We start from the raw sequence: 22288 nt of genomic DNA, 5'->3' as shown, positions 1-22288 counted from the left end.
GTAATAAAAGCAGGTGAAATCGTAACAACAGATTGATTATTGACGTACACGTCGAATTACTCAACTGTCCTCGGTTTGGCATGTTGCCCGCATCGCCAGCGTCCTGCAACGCGAAGGATTTAGGGTATAATGCGTTTTTAAGTCAGCGAGACAGTGAAAAACATGCAGTACCCGATTAATGAAATGTTCCAGACGTTACAGGGCGAAGGCTATTTTACCGGTGTTCCGGCGGTGTTTGTGCGGCTGCAAGGTTGCCCGGTAGGCTGTAGCTGGTGCGATACCAAACATACCTGGGACAAACTGGCAGAGCGGGAAACCTCATTGGATCAGGTGCTGGTAAAAACGGAAGAAAGTGATGCCTGGGGCGCGGCGAGTGCGGACGATATTCTGGCTCTGATGGCGCAGCAGGGTTACACGGCACGCCATATTGTGATCACTGGTGGCGAGCCTTGCATCCATGATTTGGCACCGCTGACGCTACAGTTGGAAAAACAGGGATTCAGTTGCCAGATCGAAACCAGCGGCACGCACGACGTGCGTTGTTCGCCCAAAACCTGGGTGACGGTTTCGCCGAAAGTGAACATGCGTGGCGGCATGAGGGTGCTCGATCAGGCGCTACAGCGGGCGGACGAAATCAAACATCCGGTGGCGCGTGAACGTGACATTGAGGCGTTGGATGCACTGCTGGCGCGGCTTGATGATGATAAACCACGCATCGTGGCGCTACAGCCGATCAGTCAGAAAGAGGATGCGACCAAATTGTGCATCGCAACCTGCATCGCCCGCAACTGGCGGCTTTCGATGCAGACACACAAATACCTGAATATCGCCTGATATCAGGGGGCGTGAGAGAAGGATCTTCACGCCAGACTACACACCGCTTCCTCGTTACTCGCCTTTATAGACACAGCCAGCGGTGCAGGTTTCTTTGACCATCACGGCGCTGAGCAGCGGTAATACTGGCTTCAACTGGTGCCAGATCCAGTGCGCCAGCACTTCGCTGGTCGGGTTTTCCAGGCCGGGGATTTCATTCAGATAGTGGTGATCCAACTGTTCCCACGTAGGTTTGAACGCGGCTTTAAGCTCAGAGAAATCCATCACCCAGCCGGTATACGGATCCACTTCACCGGTAATTTCCAGTCTCACCATGAAAGAGTGCCCATGCAGTCGCCCGCATTTGTGGCCTTCCGGCACGTGAGGCAAATGATGTGCGGCTTCAAACTGAAAATCTTTAAATAGCGTAGTGACCATAGCGAGGTTCCCGGTTTCGTTCTGAAAAGGAGACTTTCAGAACATAGTATGCAAAAAACCGTCGCATACTACCTGAAAGTGTTGCGCGAATCATTTATTCTTCCCGCTGCACGATCGCCGCATGGTGCCAGTGGTCAGCACTGTAATGTGAGCCTGTTCGCTAATGTTGATTGCCTAAGACGCTATTGGTGGTGGGATTTATCGTAGACGTTGATGCCACAGACCGGCCTTGGGCAGCAGAACGAAGATATCAGCTAAAAACCTTCCAGCAGCCTTAATTGGCTGAACGTTAATGGGCGATAGAAAATATATCCTTGAATACCAATAGGATGGTATTTGTTTAATCGATTTAAATCGGTGGCTTTTTCAACACCTTCACAGATAATATTTACGCCAAGAGGAATGAGTTTATTCAATAAGACTTTTAGTTTTTGTGATTTTGTCTCTTCTTTACCGATGCCATCTATAATCGAGCGATCGATTTTTATTGTATCAAAGTTAAACAAGCTCAGGCTATCTACCTGTAGGTTTCCTGCGCCAAAATCATCTAATGAAATCATAAAACCATATTGTTTAGCTTGGTTTAAAAAAGGAATTCCATCAATTAGCTGTTGGCGGGTCGTTTTTTCACTGATCTCTATTTCTATATTCTGTGGGCTAACCTTATGCATTACGCATTTTTGATACAACGTTTCCAAATAGGCGGTGTTATTAAAAAGCAGGTGCGACAAGTTGAATGATATTGTCATGCTGCTTTTATTTTTTATTACCTGACAGACAACATCAAACATAAAATCTGTCACTTCATCGATTGCTTTACATTTCTCAATTTTATCTATTGTCTGCTGGGTCGATGCTAAGACACCTTCCGAGTTATAAAACCTGGCTAGGGCTTCATAGCGGAAGATCTTATTTTGAGGGAGATGGATAATAGGCTGAAATTCTGCTGTTAACCTAAAAATTTTTCCATCGATATTTAATGTTGTTGTATTCATTTTACCGATTACTCACCCTCTCCATAGATATAGCAATGCCATAACATTACCAGTCTGGATTCTACACAGTAATTTGGAATGTTTGGAAATTGTTTTAAATGATCAATAATCCCCATTTAATAGTTATTGGCTATTGATTAAAAAATAATGATCGTTTAAATCTATGTTGTCATTGGTGTCTTATATCTTTGATTTGTTATTTTATGGTTTTTAATGTTACTTGTTTTTGTTTGTTCGGGTTTAGTGTCTTTTTTGTTTGAATTTTAATCAATTTTGTGGGCGTGTAAGAGCGTTGTGCCTTTTGGGCATCCTTGTTAGGATGATAAACAACGATGAGAGCGTCGTTTCGTAATGATATCGGGATGAGAAAAAATAAGGAATTTATCCTGGGTGATGTTTTACTCAGTAGAATAGGCATTTTTCTAAATCATTAAATCCCACGAGAGAATTCATTTTTATTAAAAAGAGAGAAATCCTTTTTTGGATTTTTGGATATATCACCATCGCGTTAATAGGTGGATCTTATTGTGGAACACTTTTCTCCCCCTCCCGCTAAAGTGATTAGCGCATTGCTGCAACATACCTATGTGATGTCTATCTACGCCAAAGATATGCTATATGCATTGAAGGCAGACGTTATGGAACTGAATCCGGATAAAAACCGAATCGTATTGGCAGTGGAATATTCTGGCTCTGATATCGACAGATACCTTGCAGATGGTGGTTTGAATTTTGATCTGGAGGCACTGAAAGGTACGGAGAATATCGAACGAGAAACCTACAGTCTTTGTAATATCTCCACACAATTATTCAAGATGGACAGTCTATTTTATCGTCTGGAATGTCGTTTGCCGGAGTCTGTTTTCGTCACGGAGAACAGAGGCGCGATTCGTATTCCTTTTATTCTTGGCATGCAGGCTCGTGCTCGTATTGAAGTGTATATGCACACACTTAACGTACCAGGAACGTTGCGTAATTTATCGACCGGTGGGTGTATGGTCGAAATCGATCTGGTTGAGAGCATTGCGATTGAAGTTGGTCAAGATATCCCCGGTATCGCGCTTGAATTCCCTAACGGAGAAAGTTTTTATGCCGAGGGAAAAATTCGCCATATACGGCCTTTTGGAAATCATGGCTATGCCGCTGTTGGCATTCAATTTATCAATTTGTCTTCATCACAGTCTGAAGCACTTCTCCGTTATACGAATGAGTCGGAAAGAGAAGCGGCCTACCGAACCGGCATCACTGGCAGCATGGTGTATTCGTCCCCGCTGTTCACTCCGGGCACCAAGGAGAAAAGTCTATTGCTGCGAGAAAGTCAGGAGCGAGAGAAGCGTACCCGGCAGACGCCGATGGAACGCGGGGTAATGGAGGTTGCCCATCGGCTTCAAATTGGGCTGATGTACATGAAAACGCGCAATCAACTGCCCATTGAGATCTTCTATGACTGTGTTGACACCCTGCTTTATATGGTCAAAAAAGAGAGAAAGACGTTTTTGTATGCGCTATCGTTCCTGCGTGATGAAGCGGATTGGGTCAGGCATGCTGTTCAGGTTGCGGGGAAACTGGCCGATATGCTGTTAATTTCCGATCCCCATGCGCCTCAGGTGCGTGAAGCGGTGCTAGGTGCGTTACTCCACACGATGGGAAAGCCGCTGTTGGTGAATGCCAGCCTTCCATCGCTGAAAGTGAATATGAACCCAGCGCAGAAAGCGATTCTTAGCGGTCATGTGGGTGTTCTGTGCGCGAAATTACATGAGCTAGATTGGGTGATAACCCCCACGTGTCGCGATGTGATTGAGAATGCTAACGAGCGTTTGGACGGTAGTGGCTATCCACAGGGTAAACACGGCGATCGGTTATCGGAGCTCGCCCGATTAGTCTCTGTGATTAAGGCGATTAATAAGCTAAGGCATACGCGTAATGGTATTTCTCCCCGCACGCCATTGGCGGCCTACCGTAAAATCTATGAGGCGAAAGGTGCCTACGATAAAGCTGTGTTGGTTAATTACGTACAGATTTACGGTCTCTATCCAATAGGTAGTCTGGCTAAATATTCGGGAGGCTTTCTTGGCTGGGTGATGGATATTGATAAAAAGGGTAAACCGGTCGTGGTACATCTCGTCAAGAATCTGCGCTTTCCTGACACCAATATCAGCAGCGTCGTCTCTAAAGGTGATTTATTGCAGGTCGGCCAGCTCGAAAACATCGTTCATCCTGACGATTTCGGCATGAAAGTTCTGAAAATTTAGCCCACATCCTGTTTGTATGGGGCTGCGCAGCAGCCCCTCTTTTCGAATGTATTCTTACCGATATTGCCACGCAACGCGCATGCCATCAGCTATAACACTTTAGGCAATAAGGGCTATCAGAAAAACCATTTAGTCATTTTGGTTATTTAATATTTCCATCATTTCTTTAATTGTTAAGATGCAGATCGTTACCCTTATCCTCCATTCATCTTTTTATTGCATGTTTTTGTATTAGCGTCGTTGGCTAACTGCACAGGCACAAGGAAACAGAAATCACAATGACTACTCCGGTTTCCCCCACTTCATTGCTTCCGCTGAGTGCGGAGCAATTAACGCGTTTACAGGCGGCAACCGGTGATTTCTCATCGACGCAGCTAGCCTGGCTATCCGGCTATTTCTGGGGGTTGGTACAGCAGCCTGGGAACGTGCAGCCAGGTGCGATAACTGCCACCGCTACGGTGGCATCCGCAGTCACGGTGCCAGTGCAAACCATCACGCTGATCTCCGCCTCGCAGACCGGCAATGCGCGCCGGGTCGCGGAACAACTGCGTGACGATCTGCTGGCAGCCAAGCTGTCCGTCAACCTGGTCAATGCGGGTGATTACAAGTTCAAGCAAATTGGGCAGGAAAAGCTGTTGCTGATCGTCGCCTCGACGCAGGGGGAAGGGGAGCCGCCGGAAGAGGCGGTCGCGCTGCATAAGTTCCTGCTGTCCAAAAAAGCGCCGGAACTGAAAGACACCGCGTTTGCCGTGTTTGGTCTGGGAGATACCTCTTATGAATTCTTCAGCAAGGCGGGTAAGGATTTCGATAGCCGTCTGGCCGAATTAGGCGCTGAACGCCTGCTGGATCGTGTTGATGCCGATGTGGATTATCAGACGCTTGCCGGGCAATGGCGACGCCAATTGGTTGATATTTTGCAGGCACGGGTGCCGGTTCAGGGCGAAGCCGTCGCGCAGATTGCCGCTCAGGGTGCACTGGATGAAATTACCAGCAGCCCGTACAGCAAAGCCTCGCCGTTGCAGGCCACGTTTGCAGTGAACCAGAAAGTGACCGGGCGTAACTCCGAAAAGGATGTTCGCCATATCGAGATCGATTTGGGCGATTCTGGTTTGCGCTACCAGCCGGGTGACGCGCTGGGTGTCTGGTTCGATAACGATCCTACGCTGGTGCAGGAATTGTTGGAACTGCTATGGCTGAAAGGTGATGAATCCGTCAGCGTTGACGGTAAGACGTTGCCATTATCGGAGGCGCTGAAAAGCCACTTTGAACTGACGCAAAACACCGCGCCGATCGTCGAGAAATATGCCGCACTGTCGCGCAACGAGACGCTATTGTCGCTGCTGGCCGATAAGCCTGCGCTTCAGCAGTTCGCACAGTGGACGCCACTGGTGGATATGGTGCGACAAGCGCCAACAGAACTGACGGCAGAGCAGTTGCTTGGCCTACTACGCCCGCTGGCTCCACGTCTTTACTCTATCGCCTCCTCGCAGGCGGAGGTCGAAAGTGAAGTGCACATCACCGTTGGTGTGGTGCGCTACGAATACGAAGGCCGTGCGCGTGCCGGTGGCGCATCCAGCTATCTGGCCGACAGGCTGAGTGAAGATGATGAAATCCGCGTTTTCATCGAACATAACAATAACTTCCGCTTGCCTGCTAATTCAGATGCGCCGGTCATCATGATTGGGCCGGGAACCGGGATTGCACCATTCCGCGCCTTTATGCAGCAGCGCGATGCCGACGGGGCGGAAGGGAAGAACTGGCTGTTCTTTGGCAACCCGCACTTTACGGAAGATTTTCTGTATCAGGTTGAATGGCAGCGCTACGTTAAAGATGGACTGCTGACTCATATCGATCTGGCGTGGTCGCGCGATCAGGCGCATAAGGTCTATGTGCAGGACAAACTCCGGGAAAAAGGCGCCGAAGTCTGGCGCTGGATTCAGGATGGGGCGCACCTGTACGTGTGTGGTGATGCCAATCGCATGGCGAAAGACGTCGAGCAGGCGCTGCTGGATGTGATAGTTGAGCATGGCGGCATGGACAGTGAACAGGCCGATGAGTTTTTAAGCGATCTGCGCCTTGAGCGCCGTTATCAGCGAGATGTGTACTAATGAGTGAAAAATACGTTTTCAGTGAAAAACACCCCGGTCCCTTGGTGGTAGAAGGGAAACTCGCTGATGCCGAGCGCATGAAAACAGAAAGTAATTTTCTGCGCGGCACGATTGCTGAAGACCTGAACGATGGTCTGACTGGCGGCTTCAAGGGCGATAACTTTTTGCTAATCCGTTTCCACGGTATGTATCAGCAGGATGACCGTGACATTCGCGCCGAGCGTGCTGAGCAGAAACTGGAGCCGCGTCATGCGATGCTGCTGCGCTGCCGCCTGCCGGGCGGCGTGATGACGCCAGAGCAGTGGTTACGGATCGATAAATTTGCGACTGAAAATACGATCTATGGCAGCATTCGTATCACCAACCGTCAGACGTTCCAGTATCACGGTATTCTCAAATCGAACGTGAAACCGGTACATCAGATGCTGAATAGCATTGGGCTAGACGCGCTGGCGACGGCGAACGACATGAACCGTAACGTGCTGTGTACGTCTAACCCGATCGAGTCCGAACTGCATCAGCAGGCGTATGAGTGGGCGAAAAAGATTTCTGAACATCTTCTGCCGCGCACGCGCGCCTATGCAGAGATCTGGATGGATCAGGAAAAAGTGGCAACGACGGATGAGGAGCCGATTCTGGGCTCGACATATCTGCCGCGTAAGTTCAAAACGACGGTGGTGATCCCGCCGCAGAATGATATCGATCTGCATGCGAACGATCTTAACTTCGTTGCGATTGCCGATAACGGCCGTCTGGTCGGCTTTAACGTGCTGGTGGGCGGTGGACTCTCTATCGCGCACGGCGACAAAGAAACCTATCCGCGTACCGCCAGTGAACTGGGCTATATTTCCATTGAGCATACGCTGGCTATCGCAGAAGCGGTGGTGACCACACAGCGCGATTGGGGTAACCGTACCAACCGTAAAAATGCCAAAACCAAATACACCTTGGAACGTGTGGGTGTCGATAACTTTAAGCAGGAAGTGGAAGCGCGTGCTGGTGTGAAATTTGAAGCGGTGCGTCCGTATGAATTCACCGGGCGTGGCGATCGCATCGGCTGGGTAAAAGGCATCGACAATAAATGGCACTTGACGCTATTTATCGAAAACGGTCGTGTTCTGGATTATCCAGGCCGTCCGCTGAAAACCGGTCTGGCGGAAATTGCTAAGATCCACAAAGGGGATTTCCGCTTAACAGCGAATCAGAACTTGATCGTGGCCGGCGTTCCTGCGCGTAGCAAAGCGAAGATTGATGCGCTGGCGCGTGAGCACGGCCTGATTGATGACAGCGTCAGCGAACAGCGCAAGAATTCGATGGCCTGCGTATCGTTTCCAACCTGTCCATTGGCGATGGCTGAAGCCGAACGTTTCCTGCCGGAGTTTGTCACGAAAGTGGAAGGTATTATGCAGCAGCACGGCGTGGGTGATGAACACATTGTCCTGCGCGTCACGGGCTGCCCGAACGGCTGTGGTCGCTCGATGCTGGCGGAAATTGGTTTGGTGGGTAAAGCGGTGGGGCGTTATAACTTGCACCTCGGTGGGAATCGCGAAGGAACACGCATTCCCCGTATGTATCGCGAAAACATTAATGAAACCGAGATCCTCGCGGAAATCGACAGGCTTGTCGGGCTGTGGGCGCAAGATCGCCAGCCGAATGAAGGCTTCGGTGATTTCGCCATTCGTACCAACATCATTAAACCGGTGCTGGATCCCGCCCACGATTTTTATGACTGACAGGAGATCCTGATGGCCGAATTTAACCTTGCGGTGCTCAACGCGTTACCGAAAGAGGAACAGGTGGCGGCGCTGACCGCCGTGAATGGTCAGCTTGAGCAACTGTCTGCGCAGGAAAGGGTGAGCTGGGCGCTGGAGAATCTGCCGGGCGATTTTGTTTTGTCGTCCAGCTTCGGCATTCAGGCTGCGATATCGCTGCATCTGGTGACGCAACAGCGGCCGGATATTCCGGTTATCCTCACAGATACCGGCTATCTGTTTCCTGAAACCTATCAGTTTATTGATGCACTGACGAAACAGCTTAAGCTGAACCTGCACGTGTATCGCGCTGCCGAGTCTCCTGCCTGGCAAGAAGCGCGCTACGGCAAGCTGTGGGAGCAGGGCGTGGAAGGCATTGAACGCTACAACTTGCTGAATAAAGTCGAGCCGATGAACCGAGCGCTGAGCGAGCTAAACGCAGGAACCTGGTTTGCTGGCCTGCGCCGTGAACAGTCCGGCAGTCGGGGGAATTGCCGGTGCTGGCGATTCAGCGCGGCGTCTTTAAATTTCTGCCGATTATCGATTGGGATAACCGGACGGTGTATCAATATCTGAAAGAAAACGGCTTGAGTTACCATCCGCTGTGGGATCAGGGCTATTTGTCCGTTGGCGATACGCACACCACCCGCAAATGGGAACCGGGGATGAGTGAAGAAGAAACTCGCTTCTTCGGCCTCAAACGCGAGTGTGGGCTGCACGAAGGGTAAAGGCATCTGACATATTGTCGTTTGTCCCTTATCCATATTTTTATGCAGATGAGGAGACGGTTTCGTGCGCCACAATATTGCCATTCCATGCTACTTCGTAGCACACGCCCGACACGGGGCGTCTCAAGCGCCGCTCGCCCCGTGACCCCTAGGCTTTCGGCGTAAATTATGCCGCTGACGCGGTGCCTTCGTCGATATCTGGCTTAACGGATCGCTTGCGACACGTTCCCGACGTGGCGCAAGCTTTCGCCGCGTCCTGCGGCTCATCCTAAGCCAGCTACCTCCTCAGCATAATTTTTTACGCCGGGGAATAGCAAAATCTGCGAAGCCTGTGGATTTGTGTATAAGAAGCCGTCTTTGTGAGGGGAGAGTCATCGCCCCGATCTCAGTTGTAAACGTGTTGTTATTCCATTACGGAACTTGTCATTCCAATTCGGCATTTCATAAGTGTTCTGTCCTCACCGTATAGTCGCATTATCTACTTTTTTGCTTAGTTAAGGCGATTGTGAACTATCTCCCTATATTTGCCGATCTTCGTCAGCGCCCGGTACTGGTCGTCGGCGGCGGCGAGGTTGCTACGCGCAAAATCGATCTGCTGCAACGCGCGGGTGCGGAGATAAAAATTGTCGCACAGGCGCTGGCGGAACCGTTGGCTGCACTGCATCAAGCCGGGCAGGTTGAATGGCTGGCGCAATCTTTTACGCCGGAGCTGTTATCTGGCGTGTTTCTGGTGGTTGCCGCAACGGATGATGCAGAGCTGAATGCCGCGGTGTTTGAGGCGGCAAACCAGCGGAATTTGCTGGTAAATGTGGTGGACGATCAGCCGAAGTGCTCGTTTATTTTTCCCTCGATTGTTGACCGATCTCCGCTGGTGGTGGCGATTTCCTCTGGGGGACAGGCACCTGTACTGGCGCGACTGCTGCGTGAAAAGCTTGAATCATTGCTGCCCGCAAGTTTAGGGACGATGGCGGATATCGCCGGAAGCTGGCGCGACAGGATTAAAACCCGATTGCATTCGATGCCAGCCCGTCGTCGCTTTTGGGAACGACTGTTTGTCGGACGCTTTGCATCGCTGGTGTCTGCCGGACAGTTGGAGCAGGCCGAAGCCGAATTGCAACAGCAATTGGTTAATCAGCAAGACGAACAGCAACGGCCAGCGGTGGCACGAGGTGAAGTGGCACTGGTTGGCGCAGGCCCCGGCGATGCCGGATTGCTTACGCTGCGTGGATTGCAGGTGATGCAGCAGGCGGACGTGGTGCTGTATGACCATCTGGTCAGTGCCGATGTGCTGGATTTAGTACGCCGCGATGCTGAACGCATCTGTGTGGGAAAACGTGCCAGCGCGCATTCGTTGCCACAGGATGAGATTAATCAACTGCTGGTGAAGCTGGCGCAGGAAGGTAAGCGGGTGGTGCGCTTGAAAGGCGGCGATCCCTTCATTTTTGGTCGCGGTGGCGAAGAGCTACAGGCGGTGGCACAGGCGGGGATCACGTTTCAGGTGGTGCCCGGTGTGACGGCCGCCGCGGGCGTCACGGCGTATGCGGGGATCCCGCTGACGCACCGTGACTATGCGCAGAGCGTGATTTTTATTACCGGGCACTGTCGCCCGGACGGCGATGCACTGGACTGGTCAACGCTGGCGCGTGGGCGTCAGACGCTGGCGATTTATATGGGAACGATGAAGGCTGCGGAAATTTCGCAGCAGCTTATCGCGCATGGCCGCTCAGCGCAGACGCCTGTCGCGGTGATCAGCCGCGGCACCCGACACGATCAGCAGGTGCAAATCGGTACGCTGCAAGAGTTAGTACATTTGGCACGGCAAGCGCCGACACCGGCGCTGCTGGTGATTGGCGAGGTGGTGGATTTGCATCACCAGATTGCCTGGTTTGGTCAGACAACGCCGACGGTGCCGCAAGACAGCCGCCCAGCGGTAGTAAACTTGGCTTAAGGAAAGGGTATGGACGAGAAACGACTCACGCATTTACGGCAGCTTGAAGCCGAAAGCATTCACATCATCCGCGAAGTGGCAGCCGAGTTCGGTAACCCGGTGATGATGTATTCCATCGGTAAAGACTCTTCGGTGATGCTGCATTTGGCGCGCAAGGCGTTTTATCCGGGATCGCTGCCTTTCCCGCTGCTGCATGTTGATACCGGTTGGAAATTTCGTGAAATGTACGAATTCCGTGACCGGACGGCAAAGGCCTACGGTTGTGAACTGCTGGTGCATCGCAACCCGCAGGGGGAAGCGCTGGGGATTAACCCTTTTGTACACGGCAGCGCCAAGCACACCGACATCATGAAAACCGAAGGGCTGAAGCAGGCGCTGGATAAATACGGTTTTGATGCTGCATTTGGCGGGGCGCGTCGCGATGAAGAGAAATCTCGTGCCAAAGAGCGTATTTACTCCTTCCGCGACCGTTTCCATCGTTGGGACCCAAAGAATCAGCGCCCGGAGCTGTGGCACAACTACAACGGTCAGATTAACAAAGGCGAGAGCATCCGCGTTTTCCCACTCTCCAACTGGACCGAGCTGGATATCTGGCAATATATCTATCTGGAAAATATCGATATTGTTCCGCTGTATCTGGCTGCCCCGCGTCCGGTGGTTGAGCGCGATGGCATGCTGCTGATGGTGGATGACGATCGCATCGATCTGCAACCGGGTGAAGTGATCGAACAACGTATGGTGCGCTTCCGCACGCTGGGCTGCTGGCCGCTGACGGGCGCGGTAGCATCGGATGCGCAGACATTGCCGGAAATCATCGAAGAGATGCTGGTTTCCACCACCAGTGAACGTCAGGGAAGGGTAATTGACCGCGATCAGGCCGGTTCAATGGAGCTGAAAAAGCGTCAAGGGTATTTCTGAGGAATCGTCGAATGAGCCAAATTTCTTTAAAAGACACAGTTGCGGAAAATGCGGCTGAGAAAGATGCCGTCGTTATCAACGATGCGATTGCTCGGCAGATCGCCGAGCAAGGCGGTGTGGAAGCGTATTTACATGCGCAGCAGGATAAAACGCTGCTGCGTTTCCTGACCTGTGGCAGCGTTGACGATGGGAAGAGTACGCTGATTGGCCGCTTGCTACACGATACGCGCCAGATTTATGAAGATCAGCTCAGTACGCTGCACAATGACAGCAAGCGTATCGGGACGCAGGGCGAAAAGCTGGATCTGGCGCTGTTGGTCGATGGGCTTCAAGCTGAACGTGAGCAGGGCATCACGATTGACGTGGCTTACCGCTATTTCTCGACGGAAAAACGCAAATTTATCATCGCGGATACGCCGGGACACGAGCAATACACCCGTAACATGGCAACCGGCGCATCAACCTGCGAGCTGGCGATCCTGCTGATTGATGCGCGTAAGGGCGTATTGGATCAAACCCGTCGCCACAGCTTTATCGCAACCCTGCTGGGCATTCGCGATTTGGTGGTGGCGGTGAACAAGATGGATTTAGTGGATTACCAGCAAACGGTATTTGAACAGTTTAAGCAGGATTATCTGGATTTTGCTCAGCAACTGCCTGCCGACCTGAATATTACCTTCGTGCCGATTTCTGCACTGGATGGTGACAACGTTGCGACGCCAAGCACGACGATGGGCTGGTATACCGGACCAACGTTGCTGGATGTGCTGGAAACGGTCAATGTGGCACAGCGCACGTTGGAACAGCCGATGCGCTTCCCGGTGCAATACGTCAATCGCCCGAATCTGGATTTCCGTGGCTACGCAGGAACGCTGGCATCTGGCATTATCCGTGTCGGGCAGCGGGTCAAAGTGCTGCCGTCCGGCGTAGAATCCACCGTTAGCCGCATCGTGACCTTTGACGGTGATTTGCCACAGGCACAGGCCGGTGAAGCGATTACGCTGGTACTGGCGGATGAAGTCGATATCAGCCGCGGCGATCTGCTGGTCGACAGCAGCGAATCGCTGAAAGCGGTGCAGCATGCGTTGGTGGATGTCGTCTGGATGGCGGAACAGCCGCTGGTGCCGGGACAAAGTTACGACATCAAGATTGGCGGTAAGAAAACGCGCGCTCGGGTTGAGAATATTCAATATCAGGTTGAGATCAATACGCTGACGCAGCGCGTAGCCGAAAATCTGCCGCTGAACGGTATCGGCTCCGTTGAGCTGGTTTTTGATGAGCCGCTGGTGCTGGACAATTATCAACATAATGCAGTGACAGGCGGGATGATCTTTATCGATCGTCTGAGTAATGTCACGGTAGGCGCTGGCCTGGTGCGCGAGCCTATCGAACAGGTGTATCAGGAACCGGGTGCGTACAGTGCGTTTGAACTGGAGCTGAATGCACTGGTGCGCCGTCACTTCCCGCATTGGGGTGCGCGCGATTTGTTGGGAGGAAAATAGGTGTCTTTACGCGATGAATCGACTGACGATAACGTGGTTTGGCATGCGCACGATGTCACCCGTGAGTCGCGCGAGAAACTACATGGTCATCAAGGCGTCGTTATCTGGTTTACCGGGCTGTCTGGGTCCGGTAAATCTACGCTAGCGGGAGCGCTGGAGCAGGCATTGCACCAGCGTGGTGTCAGCACCTACCTGCTGGATGGCGACAATGTTCGGCACGGTCTATGCCGGGATCTCGGCTTTACTGACGACGATCGGCGCGAGAATATCCGCCGCGTGGGTGAAGTCGCCAAGCTGATGGTCGATGCCGGTCTGGTGGTACTGACCGCGTTTATTTCACCGCATCGCGCCGAGCGTAAAATGGTGCAGGATCTGCTCGGTGAGGGGCAATTTATTGAGGTCTTCGTCGATACGCCGTTAGCGACCTGCGAAGCGCGCGACCCTAAAGGGTTGTATAAAAAAGCCCGGGCGGGGGAGTTGCGTAATTTCACTGGGATCGACTCAGTGTACGAAGCGCCGGAAGCGCCGGATAGCCATCTGGATGGTGAACAATTCGTAACAAATTTGACCGGCCAATTGTTAGATCTGCTTGGCAAGCGAGCTATTATCAAGCTCTGATGTCCCCGCTTTTTTTCACCGAGTTGTTGGGTGATGCAGGGGAAGAATGGGAAAGATTATGCAAAATGCCACGCAGTTAACGATTAGTAAGACTCGGCCAGCGCAAGAAGAGGATGACAGCGTTTCCTATCTGTTTATGGGAGCGGTGACGGGGTTCTCCTTTTATTGGCTGGCTTTCAGTATCCCTTTTCTGGTGTATGGCTCTAATACTACGTTTTTCTTCATGCTTTACACGTGGCCGTTCTTTTTGGCGCTGATGCCGTTTTCAGTGCTGGTTGGCGTCGGGTTTAGCTTTCTGCTGAGAGGCTATCTTTTTTACACGCTTTTTGCGACGGGACTGACGGTGGTCTGTCTGTTCTGGCTGGTTTTTTCTTTTCTGACCGGGTGGTAAAAGAAAGGTGGTAAGGGAGAAGGCTGCCAGCGCAAAAGGCGCTGACAGCCTGTTATTTTACAGCATTCAACGTATTTACAGGATCTTGCTCAAGAAGGCCTGCGTGCGTGGGTTACTCGGATGCGTGAAGATCGCCTCTGGCGTCCCCTGTTCCTGAATAATCCCCTGATCAATAAAGATCACTCTATCCGCGACTTCTCTAGCAAAGGCCATTTCATGAGTCACGATGACCATGGTCATGCCTTCGTTCGCCAACGTTTTCATGACTGCCAGCACTTCGCCAACCAGTTCTGGATCTAGCGCAGATGTCGGCTCATCGAACAGCATGATTGCTGGCTCCATCGCTAACGCGCGGGCAATCGCGACGCGCTGCTGCTGACCACCGGACAGGCTGTTCGGCCAGGCATCGATTTTATCCAGCAAACCAACTTTACTGAGCAACGCTTTAGCGCGTTCGACGGCTTGGGCACGGGGTAATTTCTTCACGCCCATCGGAGCCATAATCACATTTTCCAACACCGTCATGTGGGGGAACAGATTAAAGCGTTGAAACACCATCCCTACGCTTTCACGCATGCGGTTGATATCGGTTTTTTGATCGTGAATGGCAAAACCGTTGACCGTAATTTCGCCCGCCGATAGCGTTTCCAGCGCGTTGATACAGCGCAGAAAGGTACTTTTTCCTGAGCCAGATGGGCCAATCAGGCAGAGTACTTCCTGAGGCGCGATATCACAGGAAATACCACGCAGAACATGGGTATCGCCAAACTGTTTTTGCAGGTTATTAACGTGAATCACTTTTGCCAAACCTCATTTCCATGTGCCGCACCAGCAGCGAGAGCAGGAAAGTAATAACCCAATAGACGATAGAGATCGCCAGGTAGGGTTCCCAGTACGTGGCGTAAGCCCCTGATACCGTGCGAGCGGCATAGGCGAGATCCGCCAACCCGATCGCCGAAGCCAGCGAGGAATCTTTCACAATCGCGATGGCGTTATTACCCAGCGGTGGCAGCATACGGCGAAAAGCCTGTGGCAGGATCACTTTCCGCATGGTGCGGCCATAGCTCATGCCGAGGGAGCGTGACGCCTCCATTTGACCGCGATCGATAGACTGAATACCAGCGCGGAATATCTCAGAGACATAGGCGCCTGCGTTCAGCGTGATGGCTACCACGCACGAGAGGAACGCGCCGTAATCTGAGCGTAATGTGCGGGCAAAATCGACCGACATGATATTGCTGGTGACCAGCAGTCCATCACGCGGGTTGATGAACAGCGGCACCAGCGCGAAGTGCACCACCATGATTTGCACAAACAGCGGCGTACCCCGAAAGGCGCTGATGTAGATGCGCACCGGCCATTGAACGCCGTAGTGCAGGATATATTTCCACGGCCCGTGCGGCGCTTGCGCTAAGCGGCCTAATCCGAGCGTTAATCCCCAGCAGGTGCCAAGAATGACACAGATAATGGTGCATTTGATGGTCATCCAGGTGCCTTCCATAAATAAGGGGGCATATTCCTGAATGATCTCCCAACGAAATCCCGTCAAGATCGTTTCCTTTTTTCAATAGGCTAACGTAATGATTTTTCTAAAGTAAACCGGACAGGCTGGCTGTCCGGTTTATGCGACGTCTCATGCGAGGCGGTGGAGACCAGGAGAAGTGCGCGGCGTATTGCAGGCGTTATTCTGCGGGTAAGGTTGGCACGTTGTTATCAAACCAGGTTTGATAGATCTTGGCGTAGGTGCCGTCAGCAACGATTTTTTTCAGTCCGGCGTTAATCTTCTCACGCAACTGATCGTTGCCCTTCGCTACGGCGATGCCAAAATACTGACGTTCGAATTTGGCGTCGGAAACCAGATTGAACTGTTTTTCAGGGTGCGTCTTAATGTAAAACTTCACCACGCCCACATCGCCAACCGCAGCACCCACACCGTCTTCATACAGCTCTTGTAACATTAACGGGGTGTTATCAAAGCGCTTAATCGATGTACTGTTTTTGCCTAATACATCGGAAACCACGATATCAGCGGTACTGGAGTTCACGACGCCCACTTTGTGATCTTTCAGTGCGGCAATTGAGTCGATCGTCGAACCTTTAGGAATGACGATCGATTGCTCGGCAGGAAAATAAGGCGCGGAGAAATCGACCATTTGCTTACGTTTGTCGGTAATCGTGATACCGGAAATGATAATGTCGCGGTCCCCGGAATTCAGGGTCGCGAAGATGCCTTCCCACGGGGTATTGATCAGCTTGATATTAAAATTCTCCGCCTTGGCAACTGCTTTAATAATATCAATATCAAAACCTTCCAGCTCTTTCTGCGCATTTTCGAACTCAAAGGGACGGTAGGTCCCGCCAGAGCCGACAACATAAGTTTGTTCAGCGGCGAAGGCGCTGGCGGATAGTGCGGTAGCGAAAATCGCCCCAACGAATAACAGTTTTTTGAACATGGTTTCTCCTGGTTTAAAGGTAAATTTTCTTTTTTTATGCACTTTGTATGCATAAAAATACACAGATAGCATTAATGGTTCAACTGACGTTTTTCCTATGAGCGGTTTTGCCCATGCGAGGCCTGCGTTTTGCGTCTCCTGACAAATGGTGGAGGTTGCAGAAAGAATGATGCTGGTGAATAGATGAATTTGAGGAGCCTGCGAGAGAGGATTTAGCCTGCTGCTTACCAGAAATATCCCTATTTTTGCACGCAACGTGGGGAATCTTGCCTTCCACTGCTGGACACAGTGGAGTCGAAACAAAAGTTATGGGATGATTAGGCGGTTTTTCGGGGGCGGGATGGGAAAGCTTACGCTGTTATTATTGATATTGCTTGGCTGGCTTCAGTACTCACTGTGGCTGGGCAAAAATGGCATTCACGATTATGTTCGGGTGAACGATGATGTTGTCGTCCAACTGGGGAACAATGCCAAATTAAAAGACCGTAACGAACAACTGTTTGCCGAAATTGACGATCTCAATGGCGGACAAGAGGCGATAGAAGAGCGCGCACGCAATGAACTGGGTATGATCAAACCCGGCGAAAGTTTTTATCGTCTGGTGCCTGAATCAGGGCATCGTAGCGCGAATACGAGTTCACCCAATATGACTTCATCCAATAATACACAACGTTGACGCATGCAGACACCACGCCTTTCCCCGCCAGAAATTGTTGCCGTTTTACCCGCTGCGGGTAACGGCAGCCGGATGCAGAACGATCGTCCTAAACAGTACCTGACGATTGGCAATGATGCGATCGGCCATAAAACCATTCTTGAACACACCATCGATGCGCTTTTACGCCATCCGCGAGTACAGCGTGTCGTTGTTGCCATTAGTCCGAATGACGTATTTTTTCATACCTTGGCGATTGCCAACGATCCCCGTATTTGTGTCGTGATGGGCGGGCAGCAGCGTGCGGATTCCGTACTGGCTGGGCTGGCTGCTGTTGCCGATACGGCGTGGGCGTTAGTGCATGATGCTGCGCGTCCGTGCCTGCATCAGGACGATCTGACTCGTTTGTTGGCGATTGCCGGGCAGAGTGACGTCGGCGGAATTCTGGCTGCACCGGTTCGTGATACCATGAAACGCGGCACAGATGGGTTTATCGACCGCACGGTAGAACGTAACGATTTGTGGCATGCGCTGACGCCACAGCTTTTTCCGGCGGCGCTGCTGAAACCGTGTTTGCAACGTGCGCTTCAGGATGGCATTACCGTCACGGACGAAGCTTCAGCGCTGGAATATTGTGGCTATCGTCCGCAAATTATCAGCGGGCGTTCGGATAATATAAAAGTCACGCGTCCAGAGGATTTGGCATTAGCCGAATTCTATTTAACCCGTTTGCAGTAACCTCATTTTATTCGCTAAATTTATTCGTTAAATACAGATAAGGAGAACGCGCGATGCGTATCGGTCACGGTTTTGATGTCCATAAGTTCGGTGGAGAAGGTCCGCTGGTGATCGGTGGTGTGCGAATTCCTTATACTCAAGGCCTGCTGGCACATTCCGATGGGGATGTGGTGTTGCATGCGGTGACTGACGCCCTGTTGGGTGCCGCCGCGCTGGGCGATATTGGCAAACTGTTCCCTGATACCGATCCGGCCTTTAAAGGTGCGGACAGCCGTGGCCTGCTGCGTGAAGCCTGGCGTCGTATCAATGAAAAGGGCTATCAGCTAGGTAATCTGGACGTCACAATTATTGCGCAAGCGCCGAAAATGGCTCCCCATATCCCGCAAATGCGCGTGAATCTGGCGGAAGATTTGCAGTGCCATATGGATGACGTCAACGTGAAAGCGACCACGACAGAACAGTTGGGTTTTACCGGCCGTGGCGAAGGCATTGCCTGCGAAGCCGTTGCCTTATTAGTGAAAAAAGAAACGGGCGAAATTGTCGCGTGGTAAGCCGTTTTTATCAACAATGCCTTGTCAATAATAGAACGTTAACAGTATAAGAAACAATGTCATGACTGTGCATTATCCGGTTATGTATCTTGTGGGATAACGATGGAAAATAGCGAACAACTCGTCTGGCTGCACGGTGAACCACAGGCTACTGGCTCATTGAAATCCACTGCGGAAGATTTTCTGGTGGTGGAAGATCTGGGGTTTCTGCCCGATGGTGATGGTGAACAGGTCTTGGTGCGTGTACGCAAGCGCGGCTGCAATACGCAATTTGTGGCTGAAATGCTGGCAAAATTTACTCGCCTGCCGCTGCGCGCTGTCAGCTATGCTGGCCTGAAAGATCGCCATGCTGTCACCGAACAGTGGTTTTGCCTGCACATGCCGGGAAAAGAGACGCCCGATTTCTCCTCGCTGGAACTTGACGGCTGTGACGTGCTTGAAGTAACCCGCCACCGCCGCAAACTGCGCATTGGTGCGCTACGGGGTAACCATTTTACTCTGGTGTTACGTCAGGTGAGCGATCGAAACGAGGTGGACGCACGTTTGGCGCTGATTGCTGCTAACGGTGTCCCTAATTATTTCGGTCGCCAGCGTTTTGGGCGCAACGGGAATAATCTTGAGCAAGCGCGTCTTTGGGCCAACAACGAAATTCGGGTAAAAGAACGTAGTAAACGTAGCTTTTATCTTTCTGCCAGCCGCAGTGCGATGTTTAATCAGGTTGCCAGTACGAGATTGGCGCAGCAGCAAGCGAAAAGCGTTCTGTGTGGTGATGCATTACAGCTAACGGGACGCGGCAGTTGGTTTGTTGCCAAACCTGACGAACTGGAAGCCTTACAGGTGCGTCTTGACGCTGGCGAACTCCAGATTACTGCACCGCTGCCTGGTGATGGTGAACTGGGCACACAGAATGACGCGCGGGAATTTGAAGAACGGGCCTTGACCGGACAAGAAATATTATGGTCTTTGGTCAAACGTGAGCGGGTTGAACCTGCCCGGCGTGCTGTGCTGCTTTATCCGCAGCAAATGCAGTGGGAATGGCAGGATGACGCAACCGTGGAAGTGAAATTCTGGCTACCTGCGGGCAGCTTTGCGACCAGTGTGGTACGTGAATTACTGCATGCACAGCAGGATACCGATATTGGCGCCTGATGCGCAGTGACGCTTTTTTGCGGAACATAGTTGAAGAGAATCAATGCTGGCCACTGCGTGATAGCTGGCTTACCCCTGTGCGGGAAAATTGCTGTATTGGTGACGAGGTTAACCAGAGCTGAGGTCGGCGGGGAATGGTAAACAAACGTATAGAAACGTTGCTGGCACAATTGCGCCAGCAAGGCATTCAGGACGAACGTCTGCTGAAGGCAATAGAAGGCGTACCTAGAGAACGCTTTGTTGACGAGGCTTTCGAACATAAAGCGTATGAGAATACCGCTCTACCTATCGGCTCCGGCCAGACGATCTCGCAACCTTATATGGTTGCGAAGATGACGGAACTGCTCAATTTGACGCCGGTATCCCGCGTGCTTGAGATTGGCACCGGCTCCGGTTATCAAACGGCGATTTTAGCGCATTTAGTTCAGCACGTTTGTTCGGTTGAACGTATCAAAGGGCTGCAATGGCAGGCTAAACGTCGTTTAAAGCAACTTGATTTGCACAATGTTTCTACCCGTCATGGCGATGGGTGGCAAGGATGGGCGTCGCGTGGGCCGTTTGATGCGATTATCGTTACGGCAGCACCGCCGGAAATTCCTCGGGCGCTGTTGGAACAACTTGATGAGGGCGGCGTGATGGTGTTGCCTGTCGGAGAACAGTCGCAAATACTGCAAGTTGTTCAGCGCCATGCCGGCGAATTTATTATTCAAACGGTTGAAGCAGTTCGGTTTGTTCCGCTAGTCAAAGGCGAATTAGCCTGATACCGTGGCGGTGGTATGTATGTGTTGCTAAGTCTTTAACATTTCAATACAACGGTTTTATGGTGCGAACTGGTTGATATGGTTAGCATCTAATCATCGTGGTGCCTCTCCTGTTTTGCCTATGCGCCAGCGATGGTGAACTAGCGATCTTTCTCATTCCAACTAATGAATAAAATATCGGTTACGCTACAATCATTTACGCTACGGTTAGTGAAGCAACAGCAGATGCGAAGCAGACACGTCCAAATTGAATTCCGAGTATTACTGTTTTTTTGAACGTTATATACCCTAAGTAATTCGAGTTGCAGGGCAACATACGGGGGCTTTGAACAACGCAGAGCGTTGGCCCGCCAGTGCGAAGTTCAGAGGTGAGGCGAGTATTGCCAACCTACATGCAACTTGAAGTATGATGGATATAGTTACTTTTTTGAACGCGATAGTTATAGGGGAGTTAGGCGCATGGGAAGCCGAATGATGAATTTTCGTCAGATTGCTGCGTGTATGGTGGTTGTCTTAGGGGTAGCTGGATGCTCCAACAATAATTCCAAATCCGCACCAATTAGCAGCGTTGACGGAAACACGGGCAGCCGAGGGGGAATGTTATCTTCGCCACCACCGCGCATTTCAGCGGCAGGTGAAAATGTTGCAACAGCGTCCGATGGCCGGATCGTTTATAACCGCAGCTACGGTAATATCCCGAAAGGCAGCTACAGCGGCGGCAATGCCTACACCGTTAAGCGGGGAGATACCCTGTTTTATATCGCCTGGATTACCGGCAATGACTACCGAGATCTGGCGCAGCGCAATAATATTCCAGAGCCATACAGCCTGAATGTGGGGCAATCGCTGAGCTTAGGTAATGGTACCGGCAATAATACGTCGGGCGGTGGCCTGACGAGCGGCGGTGGAATGTTGGCGACTACCGACGCCACCCGAGGTGGAGTACCAACGCCGCCATCAAGTACTCAAATACAAACTACATCGGTTGATTCTCAGTCAACTAATGCGTATTCTGCTAATCAGGGTAAACAGAATGTAGGTAAGATGTTACCTACGGCAGGGGCAACAACAACCGCTCCTGTTTCCGCACCAGCGGCTGTTGCCAGCAGCAATACGGCTGCTGTAAGCAGTTGGCGTTGGCCTACCGATGGGAAAGTCATAGATAGTTTCTCCGATTCAGAAGGGGGAAATAAAGGGATTGATATCGCCGGCTCACGTGGGCAACCGATCACCGCAACCGCTAATGGGCGCGTGGTGTATGCGGGCAATGCGCTACGTGGTTACGGAAATCTGATAATCATCAAGCATAATGATGACTACCTCAGTGCCTATGCCCATAACGATACGATGCTCGTCCGTGAGCAACAAGATGTCACGGCAGGACAAAAAATCGCTACGATGGGCAGTACAGGCACCAGCTCAGTTCGCTTGCACTTTGAAATTCGTTACAAGGGGAAATCCGTAAACCCGCTGCGTTTTCTGCCGCAGCGATAAATCGGGCAGAGTATTTCGGTATTCT

The 22288-nt window shown here is 51.5% G+C and carries 20 protein-coding genes and 1 pseudogene; 16 read left to right on the top strand and 5 right to left on the bottom strand.

The features are described 5' to 3' along the window. Positions 1 to 162 precede the first annotated feature (162 nt). On the top strand, positions 163 to 834 hold the full coding sequence (gene queE / locus A7983_RS02775) for a 7-carboxy-7-deazaguanine synthase QueE (protein ID WP_005973527.1): 672 nt from the start codon (positions 163 to 165) through the stop codon (positions 832 to 834). A gap of 54 nt (positions 835 to 888) precedes the next feature. Here queE and queD read toward each other — a convergent pair whose 3' ends face one another. Together queD and A7983_RS02765 are read right to left on the bottom strand one after the other, a co-directional pair. Continuing rightward, positions 889 to 1251, bottom strand: coding sequence for a 6-carboxytetrahydropterin synthase QueD (gene queD / locus A7983_RS02770; protein ID WP_005973525.1), 363 nt, complete (start codon positions 1249 to 1251; stop codon positions 889 to 891). A gap of 254 nt (positions 1252 to 1505) precedes the next feature. Then, positions 1506 to 2246 carry an EAL domain-containing protein gene (locus A7983_RS02765; protein WP_005973523.1) on the bottom strand — a complete coding sequence of 247 codons (741 nt, stop codon included), beginning with the start codon at positions 2244 to 2246 and terminating at the stop codon, positions 1506 to 1508. A gap of 527 nt (positions 2247 to 2773) precedes the next feature. On the opposite strand from A7983_RS02765, the gene A7983_RS02760 reads away from it, so the two are divergent. From A7983_RS02760 to A7983_RS02720, 9 genes and pseudogenes are all read left to right on the top strand, one after another. Beyond that, a complete protein-coding gene (locus tag A7983_RS02760) occupies positions 2774 to 4498 on the top strand; it encodes a PilZ domain-containing protein (RefSeq protein WP_005973521.1) in 1725 nt (574 codons plus the stop codon). Positions 4499 to 4776: 278 nt separating this feature from the next. Continuing rightward, the gene (cysJ, locus tag A7983_RS02755; RefSeq protein ID WP_005973518.1) at positions 4777 to 6606 is read left to right on the top strand and encodes an NADPH-dependent assimilatory sulfite reductase flavoprotein subunit; all 1830 of its coding nucleotides are present in this window, start codon (positions 4777 to 4779) and stop codon (positions 6604 to 6606) included. Continuing rightward, complete coding sequence (gene cysI / locus A7983_RS02750) at positions 6606 to 8339, top strand: assimilatory sulfite reductase (NADPH) hemoprotein subunit (protein ID WP_005973516.1); 1734 nt, start codon at positions 6606 to 6608, stop codon at positions 8337 to 8339. The genes cysJ and cysI overlap by 1 nt, the downstream gene beginning before the upstream one ends. 12 nt (positions 8340 to 8351) lie before the next feature. Next, positions 8352 to 9085 (top strand): annotated as a pseudogene (locus tag A7983_RS02745) (phosphoadenylyl-sulfate reductase). A 505-nt stretch (positions 9086 to 9590) separates the two neighbouring features. Next, positions 9591 to 11033 carry a siroheme synthase CysG gene (gene cysG / locus A7983_RS02740; protein WP_005973511.1) on the top strand — a complete coding sequence of 481 codons (1443 nt, stop codon included), beginning with the start codon at positions 9591 to 9593 and terminating at the stop codon, positions 11031 to 11033. Positions 11034 to 11042: 9 nt separating this feature from the next. Next, positions 11043 to 11951 (top strand): sulfate adenylyltransferase subunit CysD, encoded by a 909-nt coding sequence (gene cysD / locus A7983_RS02735; RefSeq protein ID WP_005973508.1) that lies wholly within the window; start codon positions 11043 to 11045, stop codon positions 11949 to 11951. Positions 11952 to 11962: 11 nt separating this feature from the next. Continuing rightward, a complete protein-coding gene (gene cysN / locus A7983_RS02730; RefSeq protein ID WP_005973506.1) occupies positions 11963 to 13453 on the top strand; it encodes a sulfate adenylyltransferase subunit CysN in 1491 nt (496 codons plus the stop codon). After that, entirely contained in the window at positions 13454 to 14071 is a 618-nt protein-coding gene (gene cysC / locus A7983_RS02725) for an adenylyl-sulfate kinase (RefSeq protein WP_005973504.1), read from the top strand. Positions 14072 to 14129: 58 nt separating this feature from the next. Continuing rightward, entirely contained in the window at positions 14130 to 14462 is a 333-nt protein-coding gene (locus tag A7983_RS02720; RefSeq protein WP_025919292.1) for a DUF3561 family protein, read from the top strand. 75 nt (positions 14463 to 14537) lie between these two features. Here A7983_RS02720 and A7983_RS02715 read toward each other — a convergent pair whose 3' ends face one another. The 3 genes from A7983_RS02715 to A7983_RS02705 all read right to left on the bottom strand — a co-directional run bounded on the left by A7983_RS02715 (position 14538) and on the right by A7983_RS02705 (position 16915). After that, on the bottom strand, positions 14538 to 15260 hold the full coding sequence (locus tag A7983_RS02715; RefSeq protein ID WP_005973500.1) for an amino acid ABC transporter ATP-binding protein: 723 nt from the start codon (positions 15258 to 15260) through the stop codon (positions 14538 to 14540). Next, positions 15247 to 16011: an amino acid ABC transporter permease gene (locus A7983_RS02710; RefSeq protein ID WP_005973498.1), complete on the bottom strand. Its 765-nt coding sequence runs from the start codon at positions 16009 to 16011 to the stop codon at positions 15247 to 15249. Before A7983_RS02710 ends, A7983_RS02715 begins: the two co-directional genes overlap by 14 nt. A gap of 133 nt (positions 16012 to 16144) precedes the next feature. Then, on the bottom strand, positions 16145 to 16915 hold the full coding sequence (locus A7983_RS02705; RefSeq protein WP_005973496.1) for a basic amino acid ABC transporter substrate-binding protein: 771 nt from the start codon (positions 16913 to 16915) through the stop codon (positions 16145 to 16147). 340 nt (positions 16916 to 17255) lie between these two features. On the opposite strand from A7983_RS02705, the gene ftsB reads away from it, so the two are divergent. The 6 genes from ftsB (at position 17256) to nlpD (ending at position 22263) form a co-directional block, all read left to right on the top strand. Further along, a complete protein-coding gene (gene ftsB, locus A7983_RS02700; RefSeq protein ID WP_005973495.1) occupies positions 17256 to 17591 on the top strand; it encodes a cell division protein FtsB in 336 nt (111 codons plus the stop codon). Between the two features lie 3 nt (positions 17592 to 17594). Continuing rightward, the gene (ispD, locus tag A7983_RS02695; protein ID WP_005973493.1) at positions 17595 to 18308 is read left to right on the top strand and encodes a 2-C-methyl-D-erythritol 4-phosphate cytidylyltransferase; all 714 of its coding nucleotides are present in this window, start codon (positions 17595 to 17597) and stop codon (positions 18306 to 18308) included. A gap of 53 nt (positions 18309 to 18361) precedes the next feature. Further along, positions 18362 to 18859 carry a 2-C-methyl-D-erythritol 2,4-cyclodiphosphate synthase gene (ispF, locus tag A7983_RS02690; RefSeq protein ID WP_005973491.1) on the top strand — a complete coding sequence of 166 codons (498 nt, stop codon included), beginning with the start codon at positions 18362 to 18364 and terminating at the stop codon, positions 18857 to 18859. Between the two features lie 102 nt (positions 18860 to 18961). Then, positions 18962 to 20008, top strand: coding sequence for a tRNA pseudouridine(13) synthase TruD (gene truD / locus A7983_RS02685; RefSeq protein WP_005973489.1), 1047 nt, complete (start codon positions 18962 to 18964; stop codon positions 20006 to 20008). Positions 20009 to 20142: 134 nt separating this feature from the next. Next, positions 20143 to 20769, top strand: a complete 627-nt coding sequence (locus tag A7983_RS02680; RefSeq protein WP_005973487.1) for a protein-L-isoaspartate(D-aspartate) O-methyltransferase — start codon at positions 20143 to 20145, stop codon at positions 20767 to 20769. A gap of 471 nt (positions 20770 to 21240) precedes the next feature. Further along, entirely contained in the window at positions 21241 to 22263 is a 1023-nt protein-coding gene (gene nlpD / locus A7983_RS02675; RefSeq protein ID WP_039478277.1) for a murein hydrolase activator NlpD, read from the top strand. The last annotated feature ends 25 nt before the right edge of the window (positions 22264 to 22288 follow it).

The sequence above is a fragment of the Pectobacterium wasabiae CFBP 3304 genome (assembly GCF_001742185.1).
GTDB classification, from domain to species: domain Bacteria; phylum Pseudomonadota; class Gammaproteobacteria; order Enterobacterales; family Enterobacteriaceae; genus Pectobacterium; species Pectobacterium wasabiae.
The sequence above is the reverse complement of the archived record's forward strand: the minus strand, read 5'-3'. Positions and strand labels throughout refer to the sequence as shown.